Below are 14,227 nucleotides of genomic sequence, written 5' to 3' on the forward strand. Positions count from 1 at the left end.
CCTCCCCATGGGGGAGGGGAGGAGGGCGTCATGGCCACCAGAGCACAGCCTCGCAGGATCTTCCAGGGCACAGATCCCCGGGCCAAGCAGGAGATCCTCGCTCGCCTGCGGAGCATCGAGGGGCACGTGCGGGGTGTCCTGCGCATGGTCGAGGAGGACGCATACTGCATCGACGTCCTCAAGCAGACCAAGGCGATCCAGGCGGCGTTGGACCGGGTGAACGCTCTGCTGCTGGAGCGGCACCTCAACCACTGCGTGACCACGGCCATCCGCTCCCAGGATCCAAAGGAGCGGGAACGGGTGATCACGGAGCTACTGGAGGTCTTCGAGGCGGGAGGTGAGCGGCGATGAAGCGGCTCGTGCTCCCCATCGAAGGGATGAGCTGCGCCTCGTGCGTGGCGAACGTGGAGGGGGCACTCAAGCGGCTGGCCGGCGTACGGGAGGTCCGGGTGAACCTGGCCACGGAGCAGGCCACGGTGGAGTACGACCCTTCTGCCGTGGACGTGCGGGCCATGCAACGGGCTGTAGAGGAGATCGGCTATGGGCTCCGCACCGCCACCGCGTACCTGCACATCACCGGCATGAGCTGCGCGTCCTGCGTGGAAAACGTGCGTCGCGCCCTGGTGCAGCTTCCCGGCGTCCTGGACGCCTCCGTGAACCTGAGCACGGAGACCGCCCGGGTGGACTACCTGCCGGGCGCCGTGACGGTGCGGGAGATGCTGGCTGCGGTCCGGGAGGTGGGCTACGGGGCGGAGGAGAAGGTGGAGGGCGCTGCGGCCGCAGACCGCGAGCAGGAGGCCCGCCGCCGGGAGATCGCCCGCCAGCGCCGGAACCTCCTGGTGGCCACCCCCCTCGCGCTTCTGGTCATGCTGGGCACCTTCCAGCCCTACGGGTTCTTCTCCCGCGTGGTCCCCGAGTTCCTGCACAACAAGCTCGTCCTGTTCCTCCTGACCACGCCCCTCGTGGTCGGCCCCGGCTCCCAGTTCTTCGTGCACTCCTTCGCGGGGCTGCGCCGGGGGGTCACGGACATGAACCTCCTGTACGCCACCGGGATCGGGGCCGCGTACCTCATCGCGGTGGTGAACACCTTCTGGCCGCAGGCGGGCTTCGGCGGCCCGCAGGCCACCTTCTACGAGGCCGCGGCCCTGCTCACGTGGTTCATCCTCCTGGGCCGGTACCTGGAGGCCATCACCCGCGGCAGGGCCTCCGAAGCCATCCGGCGGCTCATGCGGCTGCAGCCGCGCCGGGCGCGGGTCCTGCGGGACGGCCGGGAGGTGGAGGTGTCCGTGGACGAGGTGGAGGTGGGGGACGTCCTCGTGGTGCGGCCCGGGGAACAGGTCCCCGTGGACGGGGTCGTTCTGGAAGGCTACTCCGCCGTGGACCAGTCCATGATCACGGGGGAGAGCATCCCCGTGGAGAAGAAGGCCGGGGACGAGGTCATCGGCGGCACCCTGAACAAGACCGGCTCGTTCACCTTCCGCGCCACCCGGGTCGGACGGGAGACGGCCCTGGCCCAGATCATCCGGCTGGTGGAGGAGGCCCAGACCTCGAAGGCGCCCATCCAGAAGCTGGCGGACTTCGTGGCGGGCCGGTTCATCTTCTGGGTGCACGTGCTGGCCTTGGCCACCTTCCTCTTCTGGTACTTCGTGGGCTACGACCGGTGGTTCAGCCCGCAGACCCGGCTCATGCTGACGCCGTACGCCCTCTCGGGCGCCACCGCGGTGGGGTTCGCGGTGCTCGTGTCCATCGCGGTGCTCGTGATCTCCTGCCCGTGCGCGGTGGGGCTCGCGACTCCCGCGGCCATGATGGCGGGCACGGGGAAGGCCGCGGAGTTCGGGATCCTGTTCAAGGGGGCGGACGCGGTCGAGGCTCTCTCGAAGGTGCAGGTGGTGGTGTTCGACAAGACGGGCACCCTCACCAAGGGGCTCCCCTCCGTCACGGACGTGGTGGCCGCAGAGGAGCCTGAGGAGGAGGTCCTGCGCTGGGCCGCGGCGGCCGAGAAGCGCTCCGAGCACCCGCTGGGGGAGGCGGTGGTGCGGGCCGCGCAGGAACGCGGCATGCAGCTGCCCGACCCGGAAGAGTTCCAAGCGCTGCCCGGCCGCGGAGTGGTGGCCCGTGTGGACGGGAGGAGGGTCCTGCTCGGGAACCGGCTGCTGATGGCGGAACACGGCGTGTCCCTCGGGGACCTGGAAGTCCGGGCGGGCGAGCTGGAGGGCCAGGGCAAGACCGCCATGTTCGTAGCCGTGGACGGGCGTGCAGTCGGCGTCGTGGCGGTGGCGGACACCCTGCGCGAGACCACGCCGGTGGCGGTGCAGGAGCTGAGGAGGATGGGGATCCGGGTGGCCATGCTCACCGGGGACAACCGCCGAACCGCGGAGGCCATCGCCCAGCAGCTGGGGATGGACACGGTGCTGGCGGAGGTGTTGCCCGGGGACAAGGCCGCGGAGGTCAAGCGCCTCCAGGGCCAGGGCTACCGGGTGGCCATGGTGGGCGACGGCATCAACGACGCCCCGGCCCTGGCCCAGGCGGACGTGGGGATCGCCATGGGCGCGGGCACCGACGTGGCGAAGGAGACCGGCCACGTGGTCTTGGTGAAGGACGACCTCCTGGACGTGGTGACCGCCTTCCAGATCGCCCGGGCCACCATGGGGCTCGTGAAGCAGAACCTGTTCTGGGCCTTCGCGTACAACACCGCGGCCATCCCCCTGGCCATGGGCATCCTGTACCCGTTCCTGCGCCAGATCGTGAGCCCGGAGCTCGCGGCGGTGCTCATGGCCACGAGCTCCCTCTCCGTCACGCTGAACACCCAGCGCATGCGGGGGTACACGCCACCCGTGCGCCGGCGGCACCGGGCCGCCGAGCCCGCGCGGCTGCGGGCGGCTGAGCCGGCCCCCGCGGGGAGGTGAACCATGACGCGCACCACGTCCCGAAACCCTTCCGCGGTGGCGGCGGCTCTGTACCTGGGACTTTCCCTGCTGGCGGCCCTCGGGTTCGTCGGCCTCGCCACCCTCAAGGGGGAAGCGTCCTGGGCCAGCCGGTTCATCGGCGCGGTGTGGGTCTTCCTCCTCTCCGCCATCATCCTCATGCCCGTCGTGATCCCGTGGGTCCGCAAGCGCTTCGAAGGGAGGTGACCACCGTGGAGAAGGTCTACAAGGTGCCCAAGATGCACTGCAACGGGTGCGCGGCCACCGTGGAGCGGGCGGCCCGGAGCGTCCCGGGCGTGCGGTCCGTGCACGTGGACCTGACCACCAAGGAGGTCCGGGTGGTCTTCGAGGAGGGGGCCGTCAACGAGGAAGCGTTGAAGCAGGCTCTGGAGCAGGCCGGGTACCCCGTGGCTGCGTAACGCCGACCCGAAGAACTGGCGCGCAACGATCCCGCGCCGGGCCGCGCACATCTCTGTCCCCGGGGGCCTCCTCATGAGCCTATCCACGGTGGCCGTGGCGGCGACCGCGCTGTTGCGGAAGGTGCGTCTTTGGTGACGCGCGCGGGACCCAAGCGCCTTCGGAACGCTGTCGGGCTCGGAGCCGCCGTCCTGAGCATCACCGTGCTGGTGGTGGCGGCTACCCACTCCCTGGTCCTTTTGCGCCGGCCCCTCCACGAGGAGCTGCTGTCCATCTCGCGGGGCCAGTGGGGGCTTGCGGCCGCCTCCGCCGCCCTGTTCCTGGCCTTCCTCGTCCTCCTCCCGGTCCGCGTGCAGCGGAACTGGCGCGCGCACGGCCTCTATGCAGCCTTCGTGGTCTCCCTGTTCGCGGAGATGTTCGGCTTTCCGCTGACCGTGTACCTGCTGTCCTCTGTCCTCGGGTGGACGCTCTTCGAACGCGAGTTCATGACGTACATGTACCGGTTCGGGATGCCCGCAGGCTCCGCGGTCACCCTCGTGGGCGTCCTCCTCGTGGTCCTCGGGTGGTGGGAACTGCACCGCAACCGTGAGGGGCTGGTGACCACGGGGATCTACCGGTACCTGCGCCACCCCCAGTACCTGGGTCTCATCCTGGTGACGGGCGGCTGGCTCGTGCACTGGCCCACCCTTCCGGGCCTCCTGATGTGGCCGGTCCTCGCCTGGGCCTACGCGCGCCAGGCGCGCCGGGAGGAGGCAGAACTCGCCCGGCAATCCGGGGCGGCGTACGAAGCCTACGCGCACCGGACGCCTGCTTGGATCCCGCGGCGGCCACCCGCCGGATCCGGCCCTTCGTAGACCACCCCAAAGATCGCTACGCGATGGGGCCCCGCTTCACACGTTCCGGATTTCGTGGACACGCTCCTTGAGGAGCGTTGATCCCTCCCTACCGGACCACCCAGCTGCCCTTCATCCCCGCCTCGTAGTGGCCCGGGATGTGGCAGCCCATCTCGAAGGTTCCCCGCTTGCGGGGCGTAAACCGCAAGGTCACCCGTTCGCCCGGAGCCAGGGTAACCATCGCCAGGTCCTTGCCCCTGCGCTCCACCATCTTGGCCTTGCCCTCCACCTGGACCGGCAGCCCGCGGAAGTACGACCGGGCTTCCAGTTCCCGGTGCATCTTCTCCGGGTCCATGCCCGTCAGGTGCAGGTGCCCCAGGTCGTACACCATGAACTCGTGCTCCACCACACTGCGGTTCACGAGCCGCACCTCCGCGGGCACGCCGGCCCTCAAGGTCACCGTGGAGGGCACGAAGGCGAACTCCTTCATCTGGATCTCGACGACCTGCCGCGTCGTGCCCGCGCCCGCCGCGGCAGCCGTCAGCACACCGAGCAGCACCACCCCACCTGCCACGAACAGTCCACGCCTCATGCCGACTCTTCCTCCCGTTGCACTCACATACTTGCGTTGCCGCTGTCTTTAACTCTTCCGGCAACCCCTGTCAAGCGGGCAGCACTGAATTGAACAGGTCGAAGCCGCTTCGGACGTCGGTCCTCACCTGAACGCGGTTACCGGCCCGGGCGATGCAAAAACCGGTCCGGACCCAGAACCGCAGTCCACTTACGGCTCCACCACGAGGGTTCCCCGCATGCCGGCCTCCCGGTGCCCCGGGAGGCTGCAGTAGAACTCGTACGTCCCGGGCTGCAGGGCGGGAAGTCCCGCCACGACTTCCTCTCCCGGCTCCACCGTCACCCGGAACCCGAGGGCCGGGACGTACAGATCATGCGTCACACGGCCCGCGTTCACCAGCCGGAGGTTTACCGGCTCTCCCGCCCTCACCCGGATCGAGGCGGGACGGAAGGCGAAGTCCGCGAGGGTCACCGGGACGAGCCGCGCTCCGGGCCGGACCGAAGGAGCACTTGTGGGGGGCGTCCAGCCCCTCATGTGGGGCATTCCGCTCATTCCCGGCATTCCGGGCATCCAACCCGGCATGCCCATCCCCCCAAACCCCGCAACGAGCAGGAGGATCACCAGGGCCAGGAGCAGGAGGACCACCACCGGCGCGAACCCCGTGGAGCGCTTCTCGGAGGCGTTCAAAGCCCTCATGGCCTCCCGGTACTCCGACTCCGTGATCTCCCCGCGGACGAGGCGCTCCCGCAAGGTTCTCCGGGCCGTGTGGTCTTGCGCCTTCGGGAACAGGCGGGACACCACGGCCAGGGCGAGGAGGATCACGAGGATCCAGAACAGGACCATCCACCCCATCATGGCTCTCCCTCCGCCGGCAACGGTAGCCGGCATCGGTGAGGCGTGCCGGAACTCCAGGTGAAGATTGGGTGAAGGTGCTACCTCGCCGCGGGAAGCGTGAAGGTGAAGGTGCTCCCCTGGCCCGGGCCCTGGCTTTCCGCCCAGATCTGGCCTCCGTGCAATTCCACGAGTCCTTTGGCAATGGTGAGCCCGATCCCCGTCCCGCCCCCGCGGCGGGACCTCGAGCGATCCACCCGGTAGAACCGGTCGAAGACGTGCGGCAGGTGCTCCGGAGGGATCCCGATCCCAGTGTCGGACACGGCCAAGGCCACCTCCCCACCCGTCCGCCATGCCCGCACCATTACCCTTCCCCCGCTCGGCGTGTACCGCAGGGCGTTGCCGAGGAGGTTGGTGAGGATCTGGGCCACGCGGTCCGGGTCCGCCCGGACCCGCGGAAGGTCCCCAGGAAGCTCCACGGAGAGCTCGATCCCTTTGTCGTCGAACTGCGGCCGCAGCCGGGCCAACACCCCCTCCAGCACCTCCGCGAGGGATGTCGACCGCAGGTGCAGCGTCACCTGCCCCGCCTCCACCCGGGACACCTCCTGCAGGTCCTCCACCAGGCGCTCCAGCCGCCGGACCTCCCGCTGCATGCGAGCCAGGACCTCCTCGGAGGGCTCCACCACTCCGTCCAGCATTCCCTCCAGGTACCCCGCTAGGCCCGCGAGCGGTGTGCGCAGCTCGTGGGCCACGTCCGCCACCAGGTCCCGGCGCAGGCCCTCCAGCCGCTGGAGGGCCGCGGCCATGCGGTTGAACTGCTCTGCGAGGTCCCCGAGCTCATCCTGAGAGATCACGGGGACGCGCTCCTCGTAATGGCCTGCCGCCACGCGCTCCGCCGCCGCCCGCACCGCCTCCACGGGGCCTACGATCCGCCGCGCACAGAAGGCGGCCACCGTGAACGCCACGAACACGGAAGCGGCCACGGCCACCAGCACCGCAGTGCCCACCGCCCGTCGGAACCCCGCGAACAGTTCCTGCACGAGCTCCTCGTCGTGTCCGAGCCGATCCGCCATGGTGGCCAGGTGCTCTCGGAAGGCGGCCGGCGCGAGCCCCCACGCGGTCCCCCAGGCCACCACCGCCCCGGCCAGGATCACCACCAGAAAGGCCAGAAGGAGCTTCGGGAACAGGCGCCTGAGCATTCACACGGGCTCGTCCACGAACTTGTAGCCCACGCCCCGCACGGTCTGGACGAAGGCTGGATGCGCGGGATCGTCCCCGAGCTTCCGCCGCAGCTCCTTGATGTGGACGTCCACCACCCGTTCGTCCCCGAAGTAGTCGTGGCCCCACACCCGCTCGATGAGCTGCTCCCGGGTCCACACCCGACCGGGGAAAGAGGCCAGGGTCCACAAGAGCTCGAACTCCAGGGTCGTGAGCGCTACGGGCTCTCCGCCCCGGTAGACCTCCCGGCGGACGGGGTCGATGCGCAGCCGCCGGAACACGAGGGGAGCCTTCGAGGGCTCGACCCGAGCCCGGCCCCGACGGAGGACCGCCCGGATCCGCGCCACCAGTTCCCGCGGGCTAAAGGGCTTGGTGACGTAGTCGTCGGCCCCCAGCTCCAGTCCCACCACGCGGTCGGCTTCTTCCGTCTTCGCGGTGAGCAGGATCACGTACGGACCGGCCTCCCTTCGCAACCTCCGCAGGACCTCTAGCCCATCTAGGCCGGGGAGAAGCACATCCAACACCACGACGTCGGGGCCGGAGGCGCGGGCGATCCGGAGTGCTTCCTCTCCATCCCGAGCCACTTGGACCTCAAACCCCTCCCGGCTCAGGTATGAACGCAGGAGATCGAGGATGGTCTCGTCGTCGTCTACCACGAGGACCCGGACCATGCCACCTTCATGGTAGACGTTGGGCGGTCTATTGGAGGAGCTTGCGCAGCTCCTCGTACTGCTCCGGGGTGATCTCCCCCTTCGCCAGGCGCTGCCGCAGGATCTGCAGGGCGGTATCCTGCGTCTCCCGGCGGGTCAGTCCGAGCACCACCAGCACGATTCCCGCCACCAGGACCAACACCACCAACAGGCCTACCACGTTGCCCCAGCCCCAACTGCCCCACCGGCCCATCATCCCGGGCCCCATCATCCCAGGCCCCATCATCCATCCCCAGCTTCCCATGCCCATCCAGAGGGCCGGAAGGAGCAGCAGGACTCCGATCACCACCACGGCCACCACGAGCGCCTCTCGCCAGCCCATCCCGACCTCCTCACAGCTCCGTTTCCCGCACGAACGCCCCGTGCCAGCTGTGGTACCACACCTGGCCCGTGTACGCGTTCACGCTCAGCATCCCAAAGAGCCTGCCCCCCTGCTCCACGTCGAAGGTGAAGTAGCCGTAGAACTCCGTGCCCTCATCCGGCTCCGCACCGGGGAGCGTGCTCCGGAGGAACTCCTGCGCGAGCTGCCGGGCGCGGTCCCTGGAGAGGGGCGGCGTTTCGGGCCACGCTCCGGAACCCGGGCCCATCATGCCGCCCATGTGTCCGTACTTGGTGTTCCACATCATGTTGGGCCCGGGTTCCGGGTGCACGAACCCGTCCCGCTCGACGATGAGTTCCATGGCTCCCTTCCCCGTGTCGCGCTCCACCACGAGCACGTAGAAGTGGTTGGTGAACTCCATGACCTCCTTGGGGGCAAGGTCCGTGTACCCCCAGCGGGCGAGCTCTTGTCGGACGAGATCCGCCGCAGCTTCCAAGGTCGCCGGTCCGGGCCCCGTTCCCGGCCAGGGACCTCCCGCCTCCGTGAACCACATCCCCACGGCCAGCGCGAGGCCGGAGAGGATCAGACCCACCCCGGCCCACACGTACCCTCGATGCATCCTTCCCCTCCGACTTCATTCTACGGCGGACTGCGGCGGGCCGGGTTTTCGCCCCCGGGTCGCCTCGTTCACCCCTCCTTGCTCGCGTACTTCTCCGGCTCCCGGTCGAACGTGGCCTTGCAGTGCGCGGAACAGAAGTAGTACGTCTGGCCCTGGTATTCGGATTTCCCCGCCGCCCGCACGGGGTCCACCTCCATCCCGCACACCGGGTCCTTCACGCGCTCCGCCATGGATCCTCCCTCCTCCCGTGTCGTGCTTGGGCCCGTCCGGGCCTTACAAACCTGCCAGACGCTCACGCCCACTCCAACGAAGTTCACAGCAATCCCCAGGGTTATGAGCGGCACCCGCTAGGCCGCCAGGGCTCCCGCCACCCTGCCACCGCGGGCAGGCCTGCGCAGGTTGCGCTCTTCGTGGGCACATCGCTAGTTCCCGAACTCGAATGCCAGGACCCGCTCGGCGACTCCCGCAAGGTCACGGACCACCAGCGCCAGGCGGTCCGGCAGTGGGTTGGGGACGGGAAAGTACAGCACGCCCGTCCGGTGGTGGGAGCTCGAGCGCTCCTCCTCCCAGCGCAGGGGCCGCAGCTCCGCACCCGCACCGGCCCTCAGCCCCACGTGGGCCAGCACGTCGAACCCCGACAGGTCCACGGAGTGCGTGTCCAGGGAGAGGCGAAAGGCGACCGCGCCATCCCGGAAGCCCTGCCAGGTGGCGGTCACCGTGACCCCGCCCGCCCCACGGTCGCGGATCGTCGCCTGGACCGGGCGAACCGGCTCCGCCGAAGAGGCCGCCGGGACCAATCGCCACCCCTCCGAGCCGAGGAGTGTAAACACGAAGGCGGACACAGCCAAGATGTGAAGCGGTCTGCGCATCCCTCTCTCACCTCCGGTTGACAGGGTCCACGGCCCCTGTGAAGGCTCCTTAATCGGCGTGTGAAGAGTCGGTGAACCCCGCCGTGCCGCCCGCTCACAGTCTGCCGCTCAGTCGCCGCGGACCGAAAACCCCGCAGCCTCTACCGCAGAGAGGAGCACCCGGGCGTGCTCCGCGTCGCGCGTCTCCACGAGCAGCGTGACCTCTGCTTCCCCGATGGGGACCTCGGGTGCGAGGCGGTCATGTTCCACGGTGACCACGTTGGCGCCCTGATGGGCCACCACGTCCAGCAACCGACGGAGGCTCCCGGGTCGGTCCACCAGGCGCGTGCGCAGCCGCAGCAGGCGTCCGGTCTTCACGAGTCCCCGATCCACCACGCGCACGAGGGTGTTCAGGTCCACGTTGCCCCCGCTCACCACGGCCACGGTGCGCACGTCCCGCAGCTCCGTCTTTCCGTACACCAGAGCCGCCACCGCGGCCGCTCCGGCACCCTCCGCCACCAGCTTCGCCCGTTCCAGCAACAGCACCATAGCCCCCGCGAGCTCGTCCTCCTCCACCGTGACCATGTCGTCCACCCACCGCCGCAGCAGCCGCAGGACCCCTTCCCGCGTCGACCTCACCGCCAGCCCGTCCGCCAGGGTGCGGCGGGCGGGGACTTCCACCACCCGGCCCTCGTGCCACGCCCGCCAGACCGCGGGAGCCGCCGCCGCCTGCACGCCCACGACCCGCACGTCCGGCCTGAGGGACTTCACGGCCACCGCGACACCCGCGGCGAGACCTCCGCCCCCCACCGGCACCACCACCGCCTCCACCTCCGGGAGCTGGTCCACGATCTCCAGGCCCACGGTCCCCTGGCCCGCGATCACCGCGGGGTCGTCGAAGGCGTGTACCAACACCGCGCCGTGCTGCTCCTGCAAGGTCCGGGCGTGCGCGAAAGCCTCCTCGAAGTCCTGGCCGTAGAGCACCACCTCCGCGCCGTACCCCCGGGTGGACTCCACCTTGACGAGAGGCGCGCCTTCCGGCATCACCACCGTGGCGCGCACGCCCAGCTCCCGTGCCGCCAGGGCCACCCCCTGGGCGTGGTTCCCCGCGGAGGCGGCCACGACCCCGCGCCGCCGTTCTTCCACGCTCAGCAACCGGATTCGGTTAAAGGCGCCGCGCACCTTGAAGGAGCCCGTGCGCTGCAGGTTCTCCGCCTTGAGCCAGAGCTCCACCCCTGCCAGCCGGCCCAGGGCTCCCGCACGCAACAGCGGGGTCTGGTGCACGTGGGGCCGTAGGGCGGCCGCGGCCTCTCGGATGTCCTCCAACCGGATGTGGAAATCCGCGTCCCGCAACGGGGTGCTCCGTCTCGGCCACGTTTAAAACGGCCACCGGCCCAGGAGGGCCCACAGGGCCGCGTCCCCGATCCCCCGGGCGAGCAAAGGCCCCCAAAGGCTTCCGGTAAGCCGGCGCACCAGGAAGAAGGCGGCGCCGCTCAGGAGGTGCCAGGCGATGACCTCTCCCCTCGCGCCCACATACAGGAGGAGAGTACCTGCCTGGGAGAGGATGAAGGCGGCGAGGGGGGAGAAGGAAAGGGAGGCAGGGAGCACGCCCCGCAGCCAGATCTCCTCCGCGGCTCCGAACGCAAGGTTCGCCGCAACGCTCCCGGAGCCGGGCAATTGGAAGAACAGAGGAATCCCCTGGGCCGCGAACCCCGCTTGCACGAGCCACACCGCCATTCCCGAAAACCCCGCGGAACTGAGCAGGCTCGCGGGGTGGCGGGCGCGCACAAGTCCGACCCTCCGGGGATCCGGGCAGACCGCGAGGGCCACCGCGCAGAGGAGAAGACCGGTGGCAAACGGGCCGAGTTCGAGGATCCGTCCTAACGTCGCGGCGGCTGCCGGAAGGAGGAACGGGAGCATGACCTCCCGACGCATCCACGGGAGCACGGCGGGTAGGACCATCCCCCCCAGCACCCCCGCAGCCCCCCACACCCACAGATCTCCCCACCGGGCGTAGGGCGTGAGGTCCTCTCTAGGCTCGATGCGGCCGGAGATCCAGCCCTGCGTCACCTGCGGAAGCTGCGCCTGGAGGCGACCTGTACGTTCGATGATCCCGGAGACCCCGATGCTGGCCGCCCGCACCACGTCCCGTCCCAGTTCCACCGCCCGCACCACCGCGAAGCCCAGGTGCTGCACGGGCCCCGCGGACTGTCCGAACCACCCCTCCTCCGAGGAGTGGACGAGGTAACGGGCTCCACCGACCACGAGGGCCCGGGCAGAGGCGGGATACACGATCTCGTAGCACAACAGGATTCCCGCGGGCCCCTCCGGGGCAGGAACCGGCCGGTACCCCGGACCCGGATCCGCCCACCACTCTCCGAGGGGCACCAGGCGCGCCTTATCGTGCCGCCCCACCACCTCCCCCCGCTCCACCACCACCGCGGAGTTCCGGCGGCCGTCGATCTCCCCGGTGGCCACGAGGGCCACATCCTCGGGGACCGCGGTCCGGATGAGGGGATCGAGGAGCTCGTCCCGGAGGAGGGGAGCTGGCCAGTAATGCTCGGGCCACACCACGAGCCGTGCCCCCGAGCGCACCGCCTCCCGGGTGAGCCGGAGGAGGGTTTCCTGAGTCGTTGGGGCATAATCGGGATCGAGCTTGCGCTGCTGCACCAGGTTGGGCTGGATGGCGGCCACGGGGATGCGCGGCTTCTTCTCCACCTCTAGGCGCTCAAGCCTCGCATTTCCCCACCCCCACGCCAGAGCCACCAGGATCAGGGGCAGGAGTCCTAAAGGCTTGCGGAGCAGGAGGAGCGCAAATCCCGCATTCGCCCCCACCACCGCGGCGGAGACCAGATACACCCCGCCCACGGACGCGAGCTGCAGGATCGGCAGGTTCGTCCACTGGGAGTAGCCCACGAGTCCCCAGGGAAAGGAGGCGGTCCCCAGACTGCGCAGCCACTCCACCACTACCCAGGCGAGAAGGGTTCCCACCACCCACCGGCCTTCTCCTCCGCGGGAGGTCGCAGCGCTCGCGAGGGCTCCGAAGAGGGCGGAGTACCCCGCGCTGAACACCGCCACCGCGGCGTAGGCGGCAAACCCCAGGCTCACGAGCCAGGTGAGCAGTACCCCGTAGAAGGCGAGCCCGAACAGAAAGCCAACCCCCGCAGCAGGAGCCGGGCGCACTCCCCGCAGGGCCAGGAGCAACGGCACGAGCGCTCCCCACGCGAGCGGCCACCACCCGGGGTGGGGGAAGCTCAAAGCCAGTAGGACGCCCGAGAGGACGGCGGCCCCGTACCTGGACCGGGCAGGACCTGCAGCCGGCCAGGGTCGGCCAACCCCTGCGGCCTTCCGCGCGCCGGCAGGCAGGGGAGGAGTCAGGATGCCCCGCACGAGGCAACTATAACACGGCGGGACGTGACCACCGCACGGGCGGTCTTCCTTGACCTCTAGGCAACCGGCCAATAGAATTATTACGTGATATAACTCGATACATCTTGGAGGTTGTCATGTTCGCCCGACCCTGGGGGCCCTGGCCCCGCGGACGGGTGGTCGGTCGCGGGGATCTCAAGTACCTGATTCTGGACGTTCTCAAGGACCGCCCGATGCACGGCTACGACGTCCTGCGGGCCCTCCAGGAACGGTTCGGCGGCTTCTACGCCCCCAGTCCGGGAGCGGTGTACCCCACCCTGCAGATGCTGGAGGACATGGGCTACCTGTCCTCGACCCTGCAGGATGGCAAACGCGTGTACGCCCTTACCGAGGAGGGGCGCAGGCTCCTTGAAGAGGGCAAGGCGATGGTCAAGGGGGTCGAGGAGCGGTTCGGGGACTGGCGGTGCCGGTGGGCATCCGTGTACCGGGAGTTGTGGGAGTTGGGGATGATCCTGCGCCGCGTGGGGCCGTGGAGGCACCCGAAGCCTGAGCAGCTGGAGCGCGTGCGCGAGATCCTCGTGCGGGCCCGGACGGAGGTGGAGGCCGTGCTGCGGGAGGACCTGACGTGATCCGGCTGGAGTTCTTTCACCGGATCAACGCGGACCTGATGGCGACCCGGCCCTTCGACTACCCCTACTCCATGCCGGGTCTGAAGGCGTGTAAGGCCGCCGAGTTCCAGGGCGGGCACGCCGCCCACTGGGACATGTTCGATCGCGTCCAGCGGGCCCACCTGACGGAGTGCCTGAACATCGCCGATTTCGAGGTACTACGGCAGTGCGCGGCGGACGTGGGGCTGGATGAGGAGGTGACGAAGGAGTGTCCGAGCGCGCATCCCCGCGTCCCGTGTTACCCATCTGGCAAGGGTGGGTTCTAGCCCTCGTCAGCGCCGCAGTGGCCAACGAGCTGTTGCGGCTCGCGGCCACCGCCCTGTTTCCGGTACCCCCCGCCTTCCAGCCGCTCACCCGCCCGGCGGTGTTCTTCTGGACGGCGGTCGGCACCACGGGGGCGGCGCTAGTGTACGCGGCGCTACGGCGGTACGCCGCAGACCCGGCGCGCACCTTCCGCCGCGTGGCCCTGGCGGTGCTCGTCCTGTCCTGGATCCCGGACGTCTTGCTGCTCGTAAGCCCGCCTGCTCAGCTTCCGCCGGCACTCCCCGAGGCCGTGGTCACCCTGATGGTGCTCCACCTGCCGCCGTGGCTGGCCTCCGTGGGGTTCCTGACGGGAGGCGTGCTGCCCCGCCGGCAGGGCGGTGGAGTTTTACCGGAGGCTGGTGGGCTTCCGTGTCCACCGGCAGGAGGGAAACGTGGCTCGCCTGGGCGCGGGCGGTCCGGACCTGCTGGTGCTCCGCGGCGATCTCGCCGCCCGCCGCTCTGAGGACACCAGACGCTGTCCACCAGCGAGGTGGGTCGGCCCTGGAGGTCGGTGAGGGGCTGCATCTCCCCGGCTACCGCGTCGCCCACCCGGATGTGCCCGCGTCCCTCGGTCATGGCGAACTCGATGGGCACGTC

Annotated in this window: 18 protein-coding genes; 8 read left to right on the top strand and 10 right to left on the bottom strand. The window is 69.7% G+C overall.

Annotation, left to right across the window (positions count from 1 at the left end; translation table 11 throughout):
* Nucleotides 1-30: 30 nt before the first annotated feature.
* From QN206_11525 to QN206_11545, 5 genes are all read left to right on the top strand, one after another.
* Nucleotides 31-351, top strand: coding sequence for a metal-sensitive transcriptional regulator (locus QN206_11525; GenBank protein ID MDR7615436.1), 321 nt, complete (start codon nucleotides 31-33; stop codon nucleotides 349-351).
* Nucleotides 348-2,906, top strand: a complete 2,559-nt coding sequence (locus QN206_11530) for a heavy metal translocating P-type ATPase (GenBank protein MDR7615437.1) — start codon at nucleotides 348-350, stop codon at nucleotides 2,904-2,906. The genes QN206_11525 and QN206_11530 overlap by 4 nt, the downstream gene beginning before the upstream one ends.
* Before the next feature lie 3 nt (nucleotides 2,907-2,909).
* Nucleotides 2,910-3,131 carry a hypothetical protein gene (locus QN206_11535; protein MDR7615438.1) on the top strand — a complete coding sequence of 74 codons (222 nt, stop codon included), beginning with the start codon at nucleotides 2,910-2,912 and terminating at the stop codon, nucleotides 3,129-3,131.
* 5 nt (nucleotides 3,132-3,136) lie between these two features.
* On the top strand, nucleotides 3,137-3,343 hold the full coding sequence (locus QN206_11540; GenBank protein MDR7615439.1) for a heavy-metal-associated domain-containing protein: 207 nt from the start codon (nucleotides 3,137-3,139) through the stop codon (nucleotides 3,341-3,343).
* A 132-nt stretch (nucleotides 3,344-3,475) separates the two neighbouring features.
* Nucleotides 3,476-4,195, top strand: coding sequence for an isoprenylcysteine carboxylmethyltransferase family protein (locus tag QN206_11545; GenBank protein MDR7615440.1), 720 nt, complete (start codon nucleotides 3,476-3,478; stop codon nucleotides 4,193-4,195).
* Between the two features lie 88 nt (nucleotides 4,196-4,283).
* Here the strand turns inward: QN206_11545 and QN206_11550 are convergent, their stop codons facing one another.
* The 10 genes from QN206_11550 to lnt all read right to left on the bottom strand — a co-directional run bounded on the left by QN206_11550 (nucleotide 4,284) and on the right by lnt (nucleotide 12,680).
* The gene (locus QN206_11550) at nucleotides 4,284-4,766 is read right to left on the bottom strand and encodes a cupredoxin domain-containing protein (GenBank protein MDR7615441.1); all 483 of its coding nucleotides are present in this window, start codon (nucleotides 4,764-4,766) and stop codon (nucleotides 4,284-4,286) included.
* 189 nt (nucleotides 4,767-4,955) lie between these two features.
* A complete protein-coding gene (locus QN206_11555; GenBank protein MDR7615442.1) occupies nucleotides 4,956-5,600 on the bottom strand; it encodes a cupredoxin domain-containing protein in 645 nt (214 codons plus the stop codon).
* Between the two features lie 77 nt (nucleotides 5,601-5,677).
* Nucleotides 5,678-6,775: an ATP-binding protein gene (locus tag QN206_11560; protein MDR7615443.1), complete on the bottom strand. Its 1,098-nt coding sequence runs from the start codon at nucleotides 6,773-6,775 to the stop codon at nucleotides 5,678-5,680.
* Nucleotides 6,776-7,465 (bottom strand): response regulator transcription factor, encoded by a 690-nt coding sequence (locus QN206_11565; protein ID MDR7615444.1) that lies wholly within the window; start codon nucleotides 7,463-7,465, stop codon nucleotides 6,776-6,778. It abuts the gene before it with no gap.
* 28 nt (nucleotides 7,466-7,493) lie between these two features.
* Entirely contained in the window at nucleotides 7,494-7,826 is a 333-nt protein-coding gene (locus QN206_11570; GenBank protein MDR7615445.1) for an SHOCT domain-containing protein, read from the bottom strand.
* Between the two features lie 10 nt (nucleotides 7,827-7,836).
* Complete coding sequence (locus QN206_11575) at nucleotides 7,837-8,442, bottom strand: hypothetical protein (GenBank protein ID MDR7615446.1); 606 nt, start codon at nucleotides 8,440-8,442, stop codon at nucleotides 7,837-7,839.
* Between the two features lie 68 nt (nucleotides 8,443-8,510).
* Nucleotides 8,511-8,672: a YHS domain-containing protein gene (locus QN206_11580; GenBank protein MDR7615447.1), complete on the bottom strand. Its 162-nt coding sequence runs from the start codon at nucleotides 8,670-8,672 to the stop codon at nucleotides 8,511-8,513.
* A gap of 192 nt (nucleotides 8,673-8,864) precedes the next feature.
* Nucleotides 8,865-9,311 carry a hypothetical protein gene (locus QN206_11585; protein MDR7615448.1) on the bottom strand — a complete coding sequence of 149 codons (447 nt, stop codon included), beginning with the start codon at nucleotides 9,309-9,311 and terminating at the stop codon, nucleotides 8,865-8,867.
* A 108-nt stretch (nucleotides 9,312-9,419) separates the two neighbouring features.
* Complete coding sequence (ilvA, locus tag QN206_11590; protein MDR7615449.1) at nucleotides 9,420-10,643, bottom strand: threonine ammonia-lyase; 1,224 nt, start codon at nucleotides 10,641-10,643, stop codon at nucleotides 9,420-9,422.
* A gap of 24 nt (nucleotides 10,644-10,667) precedes the next feature.
* Complete coding sequence (gene lnt / locus QN206_11595) at nucleotides 10,668-12,680, bottom strand: apolipoprotein N-acyltransferase (protein MDR7615450.1); 2,013 nt, start codon at nucleotides 12,678-12,680, stop codon at nucleotides 10,668-10,670.
* 116 nt (nucleotides 12,681-12,796) lie between these two features.
* Here lnt and QN206_11600 point away from each other — a divergent pair, with 116 nt between their 5' ends.
* The 3 genes from QN206_11600 to QN206_11610 are packed head-to-tail and all read left to right on the top strand — an operon-like array spanning nucleotide 12,797 to nucleotide 14,093.
* A complete protein-coding gene (locus tag QN206_11600; GenBank protein ID MDR7615451.1) occupies nucleotides 12,797-13,288 on the top strand; it encodes a PadR family transcriptional regulator in 492 nt (163 codons plus the stop codon).
* Nucleotides 13,285-13,593, top strand: coding sequence for a DsbA family protein (locus QN206_11605; protein MDR7615452.1), 309 nt, complete (start codon nucleotides 13,285-13,287; stop codon nucleotides 13,591-13,593). The genes QN206_11600 and QN206_11605 overlap by 4 nt, the downstream gene beginning before the upstream one ends.
* Nucleotides 13,536-14,093, top strand: a complete 558-nt coding sequence (locus tag QN206_11610; GenBank protein ID MDR7615453.1) for a DUF6069 family protein — start codon at nucleotides 13,536-13,538, stop codon at nucleotides 14,091-14,093. Before QN206_11605 ends, QN206_11610 begins: the two co-directional genes overlap by 58 nt.
* Nucleotides 14,094-14,227: the final 134 nt, after the last annotated feature.

The sequence above is a fragment of the Armatimonadota bacterium genome, assembly GCA_031460175.1.
Lineage (GTDB): Bacteria > Sysuimicrobiota > Sysuimicrobiia > Sysuimicrobiales > Sysuimicrobiaceae > Sysuimicrobium > Sysuimicrobium tengchongense.

Excerpts from the sequence above, each read along its gene's own strand:
- QN206_11525 (MDR7615436.1), top strand. The coding sequence starts at position 31 with ATGGCCACCAGAGCACAGCCTCGCAGGATCTTCCAGGGCACAGATCCC.
- QN206_11530 (MDR7615437.1), top strand. The coding sequence starts at position 348 with ATGAAGCGGCTCGTGCTCCCCATCGAAGGGATGAGCTGCGCCTCGTGC.
- QN206_11535 (MDR7615438.1), top strand. The coding sequence starts at position 2,910 with ATGACGCGCACCACGTCCCGAAACCCTTCCGCGGTGGCGGCGGCTCTG.
- QN206_11550 (MDR7615441.1), bottom strand. The coding sequence starts at position 4,766 with ATGAGGCGTGGACTGTTCGTGGCAGGTGGGGTGGTGCTGCTCGGTGTG.
- QN206_11555 (MDR7615442.1), bottom strand. The coding sequence starts at position 5,600 with ATGATGGGGTGGATGGTCCTGTTCTGGATCCTCGTGATCCTCCTCGCC.
- QN206_11560 (MDR7615443.1), bottom strand. The coding sequence starts at position 6,775 with ATGCTCAGGCGCCTGTTCCCGAAGCTCCTTCTGGCCTTTCTGGTGGTG.
- QN206_11565 (MDR7615444.1), bottom strand. The coding sequence starts at position 7,465 with ATGGTCCGGGTCCTCGTGGTAGACGACGACGAGACCATCCTCGATCTC.
- QN206_11570 (MDR7615445.1), bottom strand. The coding sequence starts at position 7,826 with ATGGGCTGGCGAGAGGCGCTCGTGGTGGCCGTGGTGGTGATCGGAGTC.
- QN206_11575 (MDR7615446.1), bottom strand. The coding sequence starts at position 8,442 with ATGCATCGAGGGTACGTGTGGGCCGGGGTGGGTCTGATCCTCTCCGGC.
- QN206_11580 (MDR7615447.1), bottom strand. The coding sequence starts at position 8,672 with ATGGCGGAGCGCGTGAAGGACCCGGTGTGCGGGATGGAGGTGGACCCC.
- QN206_11585 (MDR7615448.1), bottom strand. The coding sequence starts at position 9,311 with ATGCGCAGACCGCTTCACATCTTGGCTGTGTCCGCCTTCGTGTTTACA.
- QN206_11600 (MDR7615451.1), top strand. The coding sequence starts at position 12,797 with ATGTTCGCCCGACCCTGGGGGCCCTGGCCCCGCGGACGGGTGGTCGGT.